Raw genomic sequence first — 14,662 nt, 5'->3', positions numbered from 1 at the left:
TTTTTCATATGGCAACTGGGGCTATATCGATATCTGTGTTCTTTTTTGTACATAGATTCATATAAACTCAATTGCCTTGTGGAAATATCTTTAATGAAAATGTCGCAAACCGCTTGTTTAAGCCATTTAGCAAGAATTCGTCAAGATTCTTTTTGCAAAATATTGTTGAGAGTAATTTTTTTGCTTAGACCTTGGAAACTTGTTAATATCCGACAAAATGTTACGCGCAATAACATAAAGTTACATATTCTGTTATAGATTTCATAGCGGAACGTACTAATTGATGACAAAAACACGTGTAATAAAATAAAGAGTTTTGCAAGGGGAGCCTGTAAGGCGTTGTTTTTTGGAATACGAGTACCGAAAGTTTCTATGCACGCCGATTTAGCCTTGCAGATGATGGCAGACATGTTTTGGACGGGATTGCTGGTCTGTTTACCAGTTTTAGCGCTAAGCATGCTGGTTGGCCTGATCGTCAGCATTTTGCAAGTCGTGACACAAGTGCAAGAAATGTCGCTTACCTTCGTGCCGAAGCTTCTTGCCGCAGGCGTTGCCTTGATGGTGTTTGGCCCCTGGATGCTGCACAAGCTGGCCCAATTCTCGACCAAACTCTGGTCCGATATTCCGTCGATGTTCTAGTTTGGGGAAATGTATGGGGCCCCAAAATGCATTGTTCGTCGATATGTCCTGGCTGCTTACCGTGTTCCTGCTGTCATTGAGGCTGGCTGCGGTATTTCTGATGACGCCGGTCATGTACGCCTTCTCCATGCCTGCCATGGTGCGCGTGCTCCTCGTGATTTCCCTTTCCATCGCCCTTGCCGTTGGCTTTCCCGATATACGCGTCTCAGCTGAGCTTGGCGTCGGGGAGCTTATGCAGGCGGCTTTCACCGAATTGATCTTGGGCGCAACCATGGCTTTGGGGGTAATGCTTGGCTTCGCCGCATTTTCCGTGGGTGGTGCGCTGCTTGACGTGCAGATCGGTTACGGTATTGCCCAGGTCTTTGATCCGGTCAGCAGGCGCCAGCTTCCCATCCTCACCAGTGCTTTCAATCAGTTGGCGGTCGTGGTGTTCTTCGCACTTGACGGCCATCACGCGCTAATGCGCGGGTTCGCCTACAGCCTGGAACGCTTTCCGCCTGGGCGCACCTGGCCTTTGGCGAGCGCAGCGGGTCCTGTATTCAAGCAGGTGGCCGGCATGTTCAGCCTGGGATTTGCGCTGGTTGCGCCCGTCGTGTTCTGTATTTTCTTGGTTGAGCTTGGCCTGGGCGTGCTGGCGCGCAATTTACCGCAGATGAACATGTTTGCGATGGGGATACCGGTCAAGATCGTGGTCGGCCTGAGCGCATTGTCGTTGTGGATGACGGGGGCGGGAAGCGTGACTTCGCGTATCTACGCTTCGATTTTCCAGACCTGGAATGCGATGTTTGGGGGTGCTCAATAATGGCCGAACAAGATCTGGATCGTAATGAAGCCGCTACTCAATACAAGCTCAATGAAGCGCGCAAGCGAGGGCAGGTCGCCAAAAGCCCGGATGTCATTTCAGCCATTGTGTTTGCCGTGGCGATAATTTATGTCAACTGGCAGGGCTGGGAAAATTTTCGCGACCAGTTTCGTTTCGATCAGGCCTTGTTCAATCTGGCTGGGCGTATCGATGCCGGTCCTGCGGTTTTATGGCAGCTGATTTCGCATGGTTTGACCAACAGCCTGATGCTGCTAGCGCCATTTTTTTCTGCAATCATGCTGGCGGCGATTGTCGCCAACCTGATTCAGATCGGTCCGGTGTTTTCTACCAAGCCGCTCGGTCCGGACTGGGACCGGGTTAATCCGGCCAATGGCTTCAAACGCCTGTTTTCCATGCGTACGCTGTTCGACGGTCTCCGGGCCTGCCTGAAACTGACGCTGCTGGTGTGGGTGGTTTACCGTGCGCTGAAGAGCCTGGCCCCGCAGTTTTACAGCCTGGCGGGCTATTCGCCACAGGGATACATACGTGCCATGCTGGGCGACATGAGCTCGATGGGAATGAAAATAATTCTGATGCTTGGAATTATTGCGGCATTCGACTGGCTCTACACCAAGCATGAGTTTTCCAAGAAAATGCGCATGAGCCGGCGCGATTTGCGCGACGAGTCCAAGCATCGCGACGGCGATCCACGCATTCGCGCCCGTTTGCGCGAATTGCGGGCGGAGATGCTCAAGCGCAGCCTGGCCTTGGGTAAAACCGGCAGTGCGGACGTTCTGATCACGAATCCCACCCATCTTGCCGTGGCGCTGCGTTATACCCACGGTGAAATGACTTCGCCGCAAATGGTATCAAAAGGCGCGGGATTGATCGCTGCGGCCATGCGGAAAATTGCCGCGCGCAATAACATCCCGGTAGTCCAGAACCGCACTTTGGCGCGCAAGCTATTTCACGAAGTCGGCGTTGACCAGCAGGTGCCTCCAGCCCTGTATGCGGACGTGGCGCGCATCATTGTCTGGGTTTTCGCAATGCGCCAGGCGCGCGAAACTGAACGCAGCCATGATTTGCAGCATGCTGCCGCCGGCGGGAAGGCGTGATGGAAATGCTGCGACGGTTTTTCGGCAAACATAGCGACATCGTTATGGTCGTGCTGGTGCTGGGCGTGCTGGTGGTGCTGTTCGTACCTATCCCGAGCGCGCTGCTGGATTTCCTCATACTCACCAATTTCAGTTTTGCCTTTCTGATCCTGCTGCTGACATTTTATATGGCGCGGCCGGTCGAATTTTCGACTTTTCCATCCTTGCTGCTGATTGCTACCTTGTTCCGGCTGTCGCTCAATGTGGCGGCAACACGTCTCATTTTATCGAACGGTGATGCCGGGAAGGTAATCGCTGCGATTGGCTCCTATGTGGTGGGCGGCAATTACGTGATTGGCCTGATCGTATTCTTCATCTTGATCGTGGTCCAGTATGTGGTCATCACCAACGGCGCCCAACGGGTATCGGAAGTGGCTGCACGCTTTACGCTGGACAGCATGCCAGGCCAGCAGATGAGTATCGATGCCGACCTGAACATGGGATTCATCGATCAGGCGGAAGCCCAGCTGCGCCGGAAAAACTTGAGCAAAGAAGCCGGATTCTATGGAGCGATGGATGGCGCCAGCAAATTCGTGAAAGGCGACGCCATCGCCGGCATCATCATTTTGCTGATTGATATCGTCGGTGGGCTGGTGATCGGCGTCATGCAGCACGGGATGCCATGGGGGCAGGCTTTGCAAACCTACACGCTGCTGACAATCGGCGATGGCATCGTGACCCAGGTGCCAGCCCTGGTCATTGCCTTGGGGACCGGTATTATCGTTACGCGTTCCGCCTCGGATGCCAATCTCAGCCAGGAAGTTGCACGTCAAATGACTTCGTTCCCGAAGACGCTGCTGTTGGTGGCCGCAGCGCAGGTTGGTTTGCTGCTGATGCCAGGGATCCCGGTCATGCCGGTATTGGCATTGGGGTCGTGTGTATTGATCGCGGCCTGGTTTGCATATCGGGCGGTAAAGACCAAAGCTTTGTCTGAACCTGAAAACAAGGACATTGCCGACGGTGTTGCGCCTGGCGAAGATGATCCTTATGCCTTGTTGAAGGTAGAGCCGATCGAAGTCAATGTCGGGCCCCATTGGGTGCCGCTGGTGAACCAGCCAGGAAGCCTGTTCATGGAGCGTATTGCGTCATTTCGCAAGCAGCATGCGCAGGAATTCGGCTTGGTATTGCCTCGCGTCCGCTTCAAGGATACTTCCCGCCTTGGCGCGGATCAGTATGAAATCCATCTTGACGGCGTGCTGACCGCACGCGGCGAGGCGCGCGCCGATCGCTTGCTGGCGATACATCCGGGCGGGGACATCAAGGCTATCCCTGGCGAGCCGACGCGTGATCCGACCTATGGTTTGCCGGCGCTGTGGATAGAGGAATCGCAGCGGGCGGCGGCACAAGCCGCCAAGTTTACCCTGGTCGACGCCCAGACCGTTTTCATGACCCATCTGACGGAAGTCCTGCGGCGCGAGTCGTCTACCTTGCTTACGCGCGCCGAAACGGATCGTTTGCTGGCGCGTGTGCGGCAGGGGCAACCGAGCCTGGTTGAGGACCTGATCCCTACCGTGCTGGCGGTTAGCGATGTACAGAAAGTGCTGCAGAACCTGCTGCGGGAGAAGGTAAGCATCCGTCATATAGAAGCTATTCTGGAGACGCTTAACGATGCGGGCAGGACCAGCAAGGACAGCCATTATTTGACGGAAGCGGTGCGACACCGGTTGGGCCACGCAATTTGCCAGGGGCTGGTGGGAGAGGCGAATGCACTGCATGTGATGACACTCGACCCGGCGATCGAAACCCAATTGATGCACAGCATACATTCTGCGAATGGTCCGCAGCCTTTTGTGCTTGAGCCAAAACTGGCGGAACAGTTCATCTCACGCCTGGTGCAGCAAGCCGAACGCATGATGAAAAGCAACTTACTGCCGGTGTTGCTGTGTTCGCCTGAGCTACGCCGGCACATCCGCATGTTGTCCGAACGCGTGGTGCCGCATTTGCGGGTGTTGTCGATGACAGAAATCCCGCAAACGATCGAACTTAAATCATACAGCGTGGTGACCCTATGAATTTAACTGTATCAATACCTCATTGGCGTGAAAGATAAATATGGAAGAACTGTTGGGAATTGCTCTGCAAAGCATGCAGCAAGACATGGCCCGGGTCGATCGCGTCGCCATGAACCTGAGTAACGCCTTGACCCCCGCGTACAAGCGCGAGGTTGCAGTGGTGCGCGCGCAGTCGTCATCGCAAGCCAATTCGTTTGCACGCTTATTGGATGCCGGCATGGCAGATGCAATGGCCCGCAATGTTCCGGAAAACCAGGTCGAAGTATTGTCGGACATACGCCCAGGCACACTCAAGTCAACCGGGCAAAACCTGGACCTTGCAATTGCCGGATCCGGATATTTTGAAGTGCAGACCGAGAACGGCGCCGCCTATACAAGGCAAGGCAATTTCCGCATGGATGCGCGCGGGAGATTGGTTACCGCGCAGGGTTATGCGGTAATGGGCAAGGGCGGCGATATTTATCTGAATACTTCGCAACCGTCTATCGATGCCGCCGGCAATATTGTCGAGAACAAACTGCCGGTCGGGCAATTGAAGATCGTCCAGTTTGACAAGCCTGCGAGTCTGCGGCGGCTCGGCGACGGGCTGGTCGCTGCAGGCGAGGGCATGGCGCAATTGCAGGACTCCGAGATACAGGTCAAGCAAGGCTATCTGGAGAATGCGAATGTCAGCTCCATGCATGAAATGGTTGAATTGACGCAGACCATGCGTCATTTTGAATCCATGCAAAAGGTGGCGCAGGGATACGACGAAATGCTAGGAACCGCTATTCGCAAATTAGGCGACATGTAAAACGGCGTTGTGATCAACCGGGTTAACCACAAACAAGTTTGAGACAGGAATTTTATGCTTGATGCTCTTTATATTGGCGCCACCGGAATGCAGGCGCAGCAGCTGAATGTCGACACCATTGCCAACAATCTGGCCAATGTGAATACCACCGGCTTTAAAAAAGCCAGGATCAGTTTTGCCGATTTGATGATGATAGGCACTCGCCAGCTGGCCTTGTCTAAAACGTCAGACGGCGACGCCGGCGTGCTCGGCGGCGCTTCTCAACTTGGTTCCGGTGTTGGAATTGCGAATCTGTCAAAGATGTTTGACGTGGGCGACATGAAGAAGACTGATTCGGCGCTGGACGTGGCGATTCAGGGCGATGGTTTCCTGGAAGTGACGATGCCAGACGGTTCGCGCGCCTATACGCGGGGTGGAACCTTGAAAGTCAATTCGGACGGTTTGTTGGCGACCCAGGCTGGTTATCCATTGAGCCCCGGAATCACGGTTCCCGACAACGCGCAGAACATGGTGATCAATCCTAACGGTCGCGTGACCATTCAGATTCCTGGGCAATCCGCGCCGGTCGAAGCAGGAAAACTGGAACTGGTCCGGTTTGCCAGCCCAGGTTTGCTGAGCGCGCAGGGCGACAACCTGTACCGCACCAACGATTCATCCGGGGAGCCGATTACCGGCAGGGCGGCTGAAGACAGCATCGGATTGCTGCAGCAAGGATTCCTGGAGGGCTCGAATGTCAAGATGGTGGAGGAAATGGTGAATCTCATGGTGGCTCAGCGCGCCTATGAGGCTAGTGTGAAAGTGGTGCAGGCGTCGGATGAGATGCTCGGCATGGTCAACAATCTTCGGAAATAGATATCGAGCTATGCCAATCAAGGCAAATTTTCATCGTCGCTGGTTGCAGGCATTAAGCTGCGCGGTTCTGTTTTTTTACGGAGACATTTCATTTGCGCAGTCTGACGCAAAGACGTGGCCGGTGAAAATCGAATTGCGGGAAAAAGTGCAGGTTAATCATATGCAGGTGACGCTGGGAGACGTGGCGAATTTGAGTACGGCCGATCTGGCTACCTTGTACCAGTGGATGAAGCTGCCTTTGGGTACTGCACCTCGCGCCGGCAATATGGTCAGCCTTGAACGGGCCGAGCTGGAGCGGTGGGTGCGTTCGCGCCAGTTTGGACAAGGGGCCGCTGTGTGGACGGGAGCGGAGCGTGTGCTCATTTCTGCCTCTGAGCAAACGCTTGCTGGCGAGAGGGTGATTGAAAGTGCGCGTGAAGAGTTGTCGCGCTGGCTGAAATTGCGGGTGGCGCGCAGCGAGGTCAGCGAAATTAGCGAGCCGCGTGATGTTTCCTTGCCACAGGGAAGCGTTGAGTTGCGAGTGCGCCCTTTGCTCGAAGGAGGATTGCCGAGCAGGCGCATGCTGGTCTGGGTCGATATCTGGATAGATCGCGAATTTTCCCGTTCCATCCCAGTCAGCTTTGAGGTGCGCGCCTACCAAGATGGTTACGTTGCATCGCAGGACATGGCGGCAGGCAGCGTAGTCAATCCTGCAAATTTTGAACGGCGCGAAGTCGATGTCGCTGATGTTGCCCATGAAAATGCTGTTGCGGTTAAAAGCGAGGCCGATAGTACGCTCTGGCGTATCCGCCGCAGTGTGAACAAGGGGCAGCCCGTTCTGCGCTCTCAGGTGGAGCCGGCGCCGGCGGTAACGCGAGGGGAGCAGATTACCTTGCGTACTCATGCCGGGCTGGTCTCGCTGGAGGGGCGGGTAGAGGCACTGCAAGATGGATATCTCGGCCAGATGGTCAGGGTAAGAGCGGCAGCGGCAACAAGTTCGGTCATGGCGCGTGTCGCCGGTCCCGGAATGGTGGAGATCACTGAACGATGAGGAAATATATGCGTAGTTTCGGTGTGTGCTTCTGGTTTGGCTTCCTGTTGCTGGCAGGTGTTCCGGCAATGGCGGAAAGCTTGTATCAGGAAAATTCGTATCGCCCATTGGCGGGCGACAATAAAGCATTTCGTGTTGGCGACGTGGTGACAGTGCAGGTTCTGGAAAATTCCAGCGCCACGACCAACGCTGATACCACGACGCGCCGGAAGAACGGAATCAATGCGGATCTGAGCCTGACCCGCAATCCGACTATCACCGGTGGAATCAATATTGGCGGCGACTTTGATGGCGGCGGTCGGACCCAGCGCGCCAGCAGGCTGCTTGCGCAGCTGACGGTCGCCGTAACTGAAATTTTGCCTAACGGCGATTTGCGCATCGCCGGCGAGCAAGCCTTGCTGGTCAACGGAGAGCAACAGAGCGTCAAGCTGGAAGGCCGGGTTCGGCCTCTGGATATTTCCGATGGCAATGTGGTTGTTTCCAGCCGTTTGAGCGAGGCCAAGATTACTTATGTAGGCGAAGGCGATTTGTCGGACCGGCAAAGGCGCAGCTGGTGGCGCGGCGTGGTTGACTGGTTAGGGTTTTAATGATGACGCACTCTCGATTGTCGGCTTGTGTGAGCTTGGTCATGGCTGTCGCTGTGTTGTTAGCCGGCAGTCCTTCTGCATGGGCGCGCGATTCCGATTCCATCCGGGTCAAGGACCTGGGGCGCATGCGCGGCTGGCGCGACAACGCACTGGTCGGTTATGGCGTGGTGACGGGTTTGGCCGGCAGCGGCGATTCACCGACCAATCGCACTACCCGGCAGGCATTGGCCAACGTGTTTTCCCAGTTCAATCTGACGGTTGCGCCAGAGCAGGTGCAAAGCCGTAACGTGGCAGTGGTGATGGTGACTGCTGCATTACCTACGTTCGCGCGCGAAGGAGATACGCTGGACATCACGGTTACTTCTGCGGGTGATGCACGTAGCCTGGTTGGCGGGAGTTTGCTGATGACGCCGCTCAAAGCGGCGAATGGCCGTGTATATGCCTTGGCGCAAGGGCCACTGTCGGTCGGCGGTTACCGTTATGACGCCAACGGTAATGTGGTCCAGAAAAATCACCCGACTGTCGGTTCGGTGCCGTCCGGCGCGACCGTCGAGGTTGGCGTAACTGCGCAGATAGTCAATGCCGACCAGAACGTCACTTTCGTCTTGGCCGAGCCAGACTATACTACAGCCACCAGGATAGCCGCAGCCATTAACCGGCAACTTGGCTCCGGCCTGGCCAAAGCGCGTGACGCCGCCGGCATCGAGATACATGTGCCGGATGCCAGTCGCGAGCAGCTGGTGAATTATCTTACGCAAATCGAAAACGTGATGGTCGAGCCGGACCGGCGCGCCAAGGTCGTGATCAATGAACGGACCGGAACTGTTGTTTCAGGTGGCGACGTGCGCATTTCCAAAGTCGCGATCTCCCACGGTGACCTGAAAATCTCCATAGCTACGCAAAATACCGCGTCGCAGCCTTTGGTCATCGGCCGCGGTGGAGCCGATGTGCGCACGGCGATTGTCACCAATAGCCGAGTGGACGTCGACGAACAGAACGGTCCCGGCTATCTGGCGCCGAATAACGATACGGTGGCGGACCTGGTGGAGTCGCTGGCCAAGTTGAAGACCAACACACGAGACATCATCTCCATCCTGCGTGCGATTAAGGCAGCGGGTGCGCTGCATGCAGAGCTGGTGGTTCAGTAAGCCGAATAGAAAATTTTGGGAGAGTTCAGATGACGCAAGGACTGGAAGGGGTAACAACGGCGATCCTTGGTTTGGCAATGGATGCCGCAAGCCTGAGGCAACAGGCGATTGCGGCAAATATTGCCAATGCCAATACGACTGGCTATGTGCCGCAGGGGGTCAGCTTCGAGGCGCAGCTGGAAGATGCTCGTCGCGGTTTGCGGACGCAGGGACGAATTGATCCGTTTGCGATTGCAGGCGTCAAGCTGCAAATGCAAGCGATGCAGAACGTCAGCGGGCAGACGAGCCCGATCCAGCTGGATACCGAGGTTGCCGCGCTGTCGCAAAACACGATGCAGTATCAGGTTCTGGCAAAAGGGTTGAACAAGCATTTTGCCATTTTGGAAAGTGCGTTCAGCGATGGCAAGCGATAGGAGATTCCGATGGATTACACACATACTTTTGCAATTAGCGCTGCCGGCATGTCAGTCGAACGCACGCGCGTGGATGTTGCGGCACTCAATCTTGCCAATGCTCAGACCGTGCAAAGTGCGGACGGCAAGAATTTCCAGCCTTTGCAGGTGATAGCGCGCAGTGCTGACCAGGGGATGTTCAATCAGCTTATAAGCCAGGGAATGCAGGGAACAAGCGAGTTCGCCCGCGATCTGCCGGTGGCAAGCGTTGAAGTGTCGGGCGCCAGCCCGCGCCAGGTATATGAACCTGGTCATCCATTTGCCAATGCTCAAGGTTTTGTTTCTTATCCTGGCGTTGATCCGGCCAAGGAAATGGTGTCGCTGATGACGGCGATGCGTTCTTATGAGGCCAATGTGGCGGCGATGAATGCTGCCCGTACAATGGCGCTCAAGGCTTTGGATATCGGAGGATAAGCATGAGTATCGACAGTATTGCCAGTGTTGCGAATGTTTCGATGCTCGACCCTGCGCTCGGCTCGGCGGCCGCGGCACAGCAGGGAGGATTCAGCCAGATGGTCGCAAAGGGATTGGACGAAGTAAACCAGAAACTGCTGTCGACCCAGACCGATCTGCAAAAACTGGCCGTCGGCGATGTGCAGAATCTGCATCAGGTGATGATTAACCTGGAAGAAGCACGCATGTCTTTTCAGTTGTTGATGCAAGTCCGGAACCGGGTGCTGGAAGCCTATCAGGATGTAATGAAAATGTCAGTGTGAGATGAAATGTTTAATGAAAAACCGCAGAAATTTTCTCGTAGCCGGAGCGCATCGTGATTGACGCTTTCTGGAAAACCTTGGGCCGCTCCGCAAGGATCGGACTTGTGACGGGTGTGCTATTGATCCTCGCCTTCCTGGCATTTGGCATCTGGTCGTTGCGGACAGAATATCAAGTGCTGTTCTCCGATCTTGCGCCGCAAGATGCGGCGGCCATGGTGGCCGAGCTCGATCGCATGAAAGTGCCTTACAAACTGGGGGACAACGGCGCCTCCATCCTGGTGGACAAGGAGAGCGTTCACCAGACTCGTCTGAAGTTGATGAGCAAGGAATTGCCGTTGCACGGAACCGTAGGTTTCGAGCTCTTTAACAATACAGATTTCGGCATGACCGAATTTGCACAGAAGATCAATTATCAACGTGCACTGCAGGGAGAAATTACTCGCACCATCTTGTCCTTGTCGGAAATCCAGGCCGCCCGAGTGCATCTTGCGCTGCCGGAAGAAGGGTTGTTCAAGCGCAGCAACAATGCACCCACAGCGGCAATTACGCTGACGATGAAAGAAGGAAAGATACTGCGTTCCGAGCAGGTAAGCGGCATTCAGCGCCTGGTTTCTTCGGCGGTCCCCGGAATTGCCGTTGCTGACGTAACGATTGTGGATCAGCATGGAGTGGCGTTAACCCATATGGCGCGGGGTGAGGGCGGCGCCGATACGACTTCGTCGCGCCTGGAGTTGAAGAAGGAAACCGAGAATTATCTCAGCCACAAGGCCAATGAGGTGCTCGAACGGACTTTTGGCGCCGGCCAGGCGCTTGCCAGCGTAGATGTAATCCTGAACATGGATCAGGTACGCACGACTACCGAAGATGTGGTGTCGCCGCCAGGAAGAAACGGGCAAACGCCGACCGGTGTCGTAGTTCGGGAGCGCGAAGTCATGCGCGACGGCGGTGCTCCCTTGGACAACAAGTTTTCAAGTGGCGCAAGCGGCGGTTCGCAACGTGAAATTGAATATTCGGTAGGTCGCCGGGTCGAACAGGTGGTCGCGGTTCCAGGGTCGATTCGACGGATTCAGGTGGTTGCTGTAGTTCCCAAATCCCTGGATGAAGCGCAGGTAGAGCGTATCAAGAATGTAGTCGCGGCTGCAGTAGGAGCATCGCGGGAAAGAGGCGATACGGTTGTGGTCCAACCCTTGAACTCCTTTGGTGCTGGCGATGCTCTAGCAGGAAATCACATCGGCGCCGACGAGCGCGACGCGCATGGAGATTCTGACCGGGCTGTTGTGCCTGTCAATGCCGGTATAGCTTCGATCGTTTCGGATAAGACCAATCAACTGGTGCTCCTGCTGGCCCTGTTGCTGGTGGCGGCAGGTGTTTTCGGTATAGCAGGCTGGAGCGGCCGCCGCAAAACCGGACCAGCCGCAACCTCGCTTTCCGAAGAACAAAGAGAAGCGGTTTTGTTGCAGATACGCGCCTGGATGCAGGAACCGTCTGCGACAACTGGCGCGCCTGCAAAGGGGCAAACGTGAGCGATACCATCGGCTTCCGTCGTACGGCATTGCTGCTCCACGCGATGTCGGCGGCAGATCGCGACTGGATGCTGGCCAAGCTGGACGGCGAGATGCGGGCGACTTTAAAAACCATGCTGGATGAGTTGCTTGCGCTAGGCATCCCGGCGGACCGGGCATTGCTCAATCGTGCTGCCGACGGCATTGTGCCGGCTGCTTCAACTCGCAGGCATTCTGATGCATCGGTAAATATCGAATTGAACGGTAGCGCGAACATTCTCCGAGCTGATGCAGTGGATAGCGCGATTGCAAATTTGGCGGATATGGGCCCGGCAGCGCTGTCGCAAATTTTAAACGAGGAGCCGGCGGAGTTGATCGCGCGTTTACTGGCTTGTCATGACTGGAAATGGCGCGACGGTTTATTGGAAAAACTTGGTTCGGGACGGCGTTTGCAAGTGGAGCGCCTGGCGCACTCGTTTTCCGCCTGTCCGCCGCGCTTACGGGAAGTCTTGTTGCAATCTGTGGCCGCGCGCGTGGCGCAGTTGCCGATTCCTGTGCAAGGTCAGAAGCAGCCACATGCGGCGAATAATGGTTTGGTTGGACAGTCGACCGGGCTGGTTAAAAAAATGGTCACTTCGTTCAAGCTCCACCGACAGTTTTCCAGCGTTAAGCGAAGCGCCAGATAATGGATAAAGACTCGAATTCTCAGGTTTTGCATCGGCTTGAATTGCATCCTTTGCCAAGAGTATTGTCGCGTCCGCATGTTTCGTCGGAGATGTCGGCGTCGGCAGGAAAACCAGAGGTGCGTATCCAAATCCCCGAAACATCGGTGGTGGCTTCTCTTGCTGAAATCCAGGAGCAAGCGAGGAACGAAGGATACCAGCAAGGTTTGCTTCAAGGACAGGCGGACGGCAATCGTCTCGGCCATGAAGAAGGATTCCGCAGCGGACGCCTGGAAGGCCTTGCCGCTGCAGAGAAAGAGAATTCGCTGTCTGTGCAGCAGGCAATCGATGCCGCCCGGGAAACCATGCGCAAGCAAGAGGCGCAGCTTGGCCGTCTGCTGGAAACCATCCCGGCGCGCATCGCCGACTGCCTGGCGCGGGCGGAAGACGATATGGTCGCTCTGGCGCATGAGTCTGTGTGCCGTATCTTGGGAGGCACAGTCGTCTCCTCTGAAGGCGTGCGCCAGGCAGTGAAACAAGCCATGGCGCAGTTGCGCTCCAGCGAGCAGATCGTGATCCGGCTGCATCCGGGGGACTACCAGCTAATTGCAGACGCTGCGCCTCTGCTGCCAGGCCGGGAAGTGTCCTGTGTGTCAGACAACCAGGTGTCGCTGGGCGGTTGTCTGATCGACTATCCGCAAGGAACCCTGGATGCTCGCCTGGAAACCCAGCTTAGGCAATTTACCGATTTGTTATTGCGCATACGGCAATCGGCTTCGGCTGAAATTGTTGCCGGGGCGTCAGCGGCGGATCTGGCTGTGTTGAAAACGAACGCCCAGTCCGCGTTGCCCGATCGGCAGGAGGAATAGTCGACATGAGAGCGACCTACCTGGAGGCCTTGCGCGCGACTGATCTGACTAGAAAGATCGGCTATGTGCGTCAATTGACCGGGCTGGCGATCAATGCCAGCGGACCGGATGTCGCCATCGGTGAAATCTGTCGGATTTTTCCGCGCGGCACTGGCGTAGGCGCAGACCCTGCTGACAGGTCAGTACCAGGAACTGGAATTCTGGCTGAAGTAGTGGGCATCAAATCGGGGCAAGTCACGTTGATGCCTTACGGCTCCGTGCAAGGCCTTGCCGCCGGCTGCGAAGTCGTTGCTGACGGTTCCAGAACAGAGATCGGCGTCGGTGACTCTCTGTTAGGACGCGTTATCGATGGCTTCGGCCACGCGCTAGACGGTCTGCCTGATCCGGGCACCAGCGTCAGACGCAGTTTGAAAGGGTTGCCGATTAATCCGATGCGGCGGCCTCGCATTACCGAGGTGCTGGAAACCGGCATTCGCAGCATCGATAGCTTGCTGACGATAGGTCAGGGACAAAGGGTAGGAATTTTTTCGGGCAGCGGCGTCGGCAAAAGCACTCTGCTGGGAATGATCGCCAGGCACGTCACGGCGGATGTCAATGTTATTTCATTGATTGGCGAACGCGGACGTGAAGTCCGCGAATTTATCGACAAGCAATTGGGTGTCGAAGGGTTGCAGCGCTCGGTGGTCGTAGTCGCCACCTCAGACCAGCCGGCGTTGGCGCGAGTGCGTGCGGCTTATGCCGCGGTTGCGATTGCCGAACATTTCAGGGATGAGGGCAAGCAGGTGCTTTTGACCATGGATTCAATCACCCGGTTTGCCATGGCAAGGCGTGAAATAGGTTTGTCTGCCGGCGAACCGCCTACCGCACGCGGCTATACGCCGTCGGTGTTTGCCGAGCTGCCGGAAATTTGCGAGCGTTGCGGCACCGCGCCGTCCGGCGGCGCGATCACGGCCTTGTTGACAGTGCTGGTAGAGGGCGACGACTTGAACGAGCCGATTTCGGACAGCTTGCGCTCTATCCTTGACGGCCATCTGGTGCTTACCCGGCAATTGGCGCATCAAGGCCAGTATCCGGCCTTGGATGTCCTGAAAAGCGCCAGCCGCCTGATGCCTGATCTGACCACGCCTGAGCAGCGGCAGTTAGCGCTACACGCCATCAAGATGCTGGCCCTGCTCGAACGTAACCGGCAGATGGTCGATATCGGTGCTTATGAACGCGGCAGCAATGCCGAGCTGGATCGCGCGTTGGCCGTAGAGCCGGAATTGCTGCAGTTTCTGCGCCAGAATCTTGGCGGAATACGGCGTGAAGAAGCGCTGCGGAACTTGATGCAGGTGTTTGGGGTTACACCATGAGCGGCGGCATGGCTACCGATTTACGCGGATTCGTATATCCGCTGGCGTCAGTTCAGCATCGATATCAATGGCAGCTGGATATCCTCCAGGGA

16 protein-coding genes are annotated in these 14,662 nt (G+C 56.0%); all 16 read left to right on the top strand.

Annotated elements, in window-relative coordinates; translation table 11 throughout:
- Window positions 1-372 precede the first annotated feature (372 nt).
- Genes CFter6_RS13530 through CFter6_RS13455 form a run of 16 tightly spaced genes read left to right on the top strand, consistent with a single transcriptional unit; the run spans window position 373 to window position 14,570 of the window.
- Entirely contained in the window at window positions 373-639 is a 267-nt protein-coding gene (locus CFter6_RS13530) for a flagellar biosynthetic protein FliQ (RefSeq protein ID WP_061540379.1), read from the top strand.
- Between the two features lie 13 nt (window positions 640-652).
- Window positions 653-1,441 carry a flagellar biosynthetic protein FliR gene (locus tag CFter6_RS13525; protein ID WP_082814777.1) on the top strand — a complete coding sequence of 263 codons (789 nt, stop codon included), beginning with the start codon at window positions 653-655 and terminating at the stop codon, window positions 1,439-1,441.
- Entirely contained in the window at window positions 1,441-2,556 is a 1,116-nt protein-coding gene (locus tag CFter6_RS13520) for an EscU/YscU/HrcU family type III secretion system export apparatus switch protein (protein ID WP_061540378.1), read from the top strand. The genes CFter6_RS13525 and CFter6_RS13520 overlap by 1 nt, the downstream gene beginning before the upstream one ends.
- Entirely contained in the window at window positions 2,556-4,607 is a 2,052-nt protein-coding gene (gene flhA, locus CFter6_RS13515; RefSeq protein WP_061540377.1) for a flagellar biosynthesis protein FlhA, read from the top strand. The genes CFter6_RS13520 and flhA overlap by 1 nt, the downstream gene beginning before the upstream one ends.
- Window positions 4,608-4,647: 40 nt before the next feature.
- Window positions 4,648-5,400, top strand: coding sequence for a flagellar hook-basal body protein (locus tag CFter6_RS13510; protein ID WP_061540376.1), 753 nt, complete (start codon window positions 4,648-4,650; stop codon window positions 5,398-5,400).
- Between the two features lie 54 nt (window positions 5,401-5,454).
- Window positions 5,455-6,252, top strand: a complete 798-nt coding sequence (gene flgG, locus CFter6_RS13505; RefSeq protein ID WP_061540375.1) for a flagellar basal-body rod protein FlgG — start codon at window positions 5,455-5,457, stop codon at window positions 6,250-6,252.
- A 10-nt stretch (window positions 6,253-6,262) separates the two neighbouring features.
- Window positions 6,263-7,282 carry a flagellar basal body P-ring formation chaperone FlgA gene (gene flgA, locus CFter6_RS13500; RefSeq protein ID WP_167351392.1) on the top strand — a complete coding sequence of 340 codons (1,020 nt, stop codon included), beginning with the start codon at window positions 6,263-6,265 and terminating at the stop codon, window positions 7,280-7,282.
- An 8-nt stretch (window positions 7,283-7,290) separates the two neighbouring features.
- Window positions 7,291-7,869, top strand: a complete 579-nt coding sequence (locus CFter6_RS13495; RefSeq protein ID WP_061540373.1) for a flagellar basal body L-ring protein FlgH — start codon at window positions 7,291-7,293, stop codon at window positions 7,867-7,869.
- A 41-nt stretch (window positions 7,870-7,910) separates the two neighbouring features.
- Window positions 7,911-9,017 (top strand): flagellar basal body P-ring protein FlgI, encoded by a 1,107-nt coding sequence (locus tag CFter6_RS13490; RefSeq protein WP_236904262.1) that lies wholly within the window; start codon window positions 7,911-7,913, stop codon window positions 9,015-9,017.
- A 29-nt stretch (window positions 9,018-9,046) separates the two neighbouring features.
- A complete protein-coding gene (gene flgB, locus CFter6_RS13485) occupies window positions 9,047-9,430 on the top strand; it encodes a flagellar basal body rod protein FlgB (protein WP_061540372.1) in 384 nt (127 codons plus the stop codon).
- A gap of 9 nt (window positions 9,431-9,439) precedes the next feature.
- Window positions 9,440-9,883 carry a flagellar basal body rod protein FlgC gene (gene flgC / locus CFter6_RS13480; protein WP_061540371.1) on the top strand — a complete coding sequence of 148 codons (444 nt, stop codon included), beginning with the start codon at window positions 9,440-9,442 and terminating at the stop codon, window positions 9,881-9,883.
- A 2-nt stretch (window positions 9,884-9,885) separates the two neighbouring features.
- On the top strand, window positions 9,886-10,185 hold the full coding sequence (gene fliE, locus CFter6_RS13475) for a flagellar hook-basal body complex protein FliE (RefSeq protein ID WP_082814774.1): 300 nt from the start codon (window positions 9,886-9,888) through the stop codon (window positions 10,183-10,185).
- A 53-nt stretch (window positions 10,186-10,238) separates the two neighbouring features.
- A complete protein-coding gene (gene fliF, locus CFter6_RS13470) occupies window positions 10,239-11,708 on the top strand; it encodes a flagellar basal-body MS-ring/collar protein FliF (protein WP_061540369.1) in 1,470 nt (489 codons plus the stop codon).
- A complete protein-coding gene (locus tag CFter6_RS13465) occupies window positions 11,705-12,373 on the top strand; it encodes a hypothetical protein (protein ID WP_061540368.1) in 669 nt (222 codons plus the stop codon). The genes fliF and CFter6_RS13465 overlap by 4 nt, the downstream gene beginning before the upstream one ends.
- Complete coding sequence (locus CFter6_RS13460) at window positions 12,373-13,218, top strand: FliH/SctL family protein (protein WP_082814773.1); 846 nt, start codon at window positions 12,373-12,375, stop codon at window positions 13,216-13,218. The genes CFter6_RS13465 and CFter6_RS13460 overlap by 1 nt, the downstream gene beginning before the upstream one ends.
- Before the next feature lie 5 nt (window positions 13,219-13,223).
- Window positions 13,224-14,570, top strand: coding sequence for a FliI/YscN family ATPase (locus CFter6_RS13455; RefSeq protein ID WP_061540366.1), 1,347 nt, complete (start codon window positions 13,224-13,226; stop codon window positions 14,568-14,570).
- Window positions 14,571-14,662: the final 92 nt, after the last annotated feature.

This window comes from Collimonas fungivorans, from assembly GCF_001584145.1.
Taxonomy (GTDB): domain Bacteria; phylum Pseudomonadota; class Gammaproteobacteria; order Burkholderiales; family Burkholderiaceae_D; genus Collimonas; species Collimonas fungivorans.
This window is presented reverse-complemented; position numbering and strand designations above follow the sequence as displayed.

Excerpts from the sequence above, each read along its gene's own strand:
- CFter6_RS13530 (WP_061540379.1), top strand. The coding sequence starts at position 373 with ATGCACGCCGATTTAGCCTTGCAGATGATGGCAGACATGTTTTGGACG.
- flgC (WP_061540371.1), top strand. The coding sequence starts at position 9,440 with ATGGATTACACACATACTTTTGCAATTAGCGCTGCCGGCATGTCAGTC.
- CFter6_RS13520 (WP_061540378.1), top strand. The coding sequence starts at position 1,441 with ATGGCCGAACAAGATCTGGATCGTAATGAAGCCGCTACTCAATACAAG.
- CFter6_RS13490 (WP_236904262.1), top strand. The coding sequence starts at position 7,911 with ATGGCTGTCGCTGTGTTGTTAGCCGGCAGTCCTTCTGCATGGGCGCGC.
- CFter6_RS13495 (WP_061540373.1), top strand. The coding sequence starts at position 7,291 with ATGCGTAGTTTCGGTGTGTGCTTCTGGTTTGGCTTCCTGTTGCTGGCA.
- CFter6_RS13455 (WP_061540366.1), top strand. The coding sequence starts at position 13,224 with ATGAGAGCGACCTACCTGGAGGCCTTGCGCGCGACTGATCTGACTAGA.
- CFter6_RS13460 (WP_082814773.1), top strand. The coding sequence starts at position 12,373 with ATGGATAAAGACTCGAATTCTCAGGTTTTGCATCGGCTTGAATTGCAT.
- flgB (WP_061540372.1), top strand. The coding sequence starts at position 9,047 with ATGACGCAAGGACTGGAAGGGGTAACAACGGCGATCCTTGGTTTGGCA.
- flgG (WP_061540375.1), top strand. The coding sequence starts at position 5,455 with ATGCTTGATGCTCTTTATATTGGCGCCACCGGAATGCAGGCGCAGCAG.
- flhA (WP_061540377.1), top strand. The coding sequence starts at position 2,556 with ATGGAAATGCTGCGACGGTTTTTCGGCAAACATAGCGACATCGTTATG.
- flgA (WP_167351392.1), top strand. The coding sequence starts at position 6,263 with ATGCCAATCAAGGCAAATTTTCATCGTCGCTGGTTGCAGGCATTAAGC.
- CFter6_RS13510 (WP_061540376.1), top strand. The coding sequence starts at position 4,648 with ATGGAAGAACTGTTGGGAATTGCTCTGCAAAGCATGCAGCAAGACATG.
- CFter6_RS13525 (WP_082814777.1), top strand. The coding sequence starts at position 653 with ATGGGGCCCCAAAATGCATTGTTCGTCGATATGTCCTGGCTGCTTACC.
- fliE (WP_082814774.1), top strand. The coding sequence starts at position 9,886 with ATGAGTATCGACAGTATTGCCAGTGTTGCGAATGTTTCGATGCTCGAC.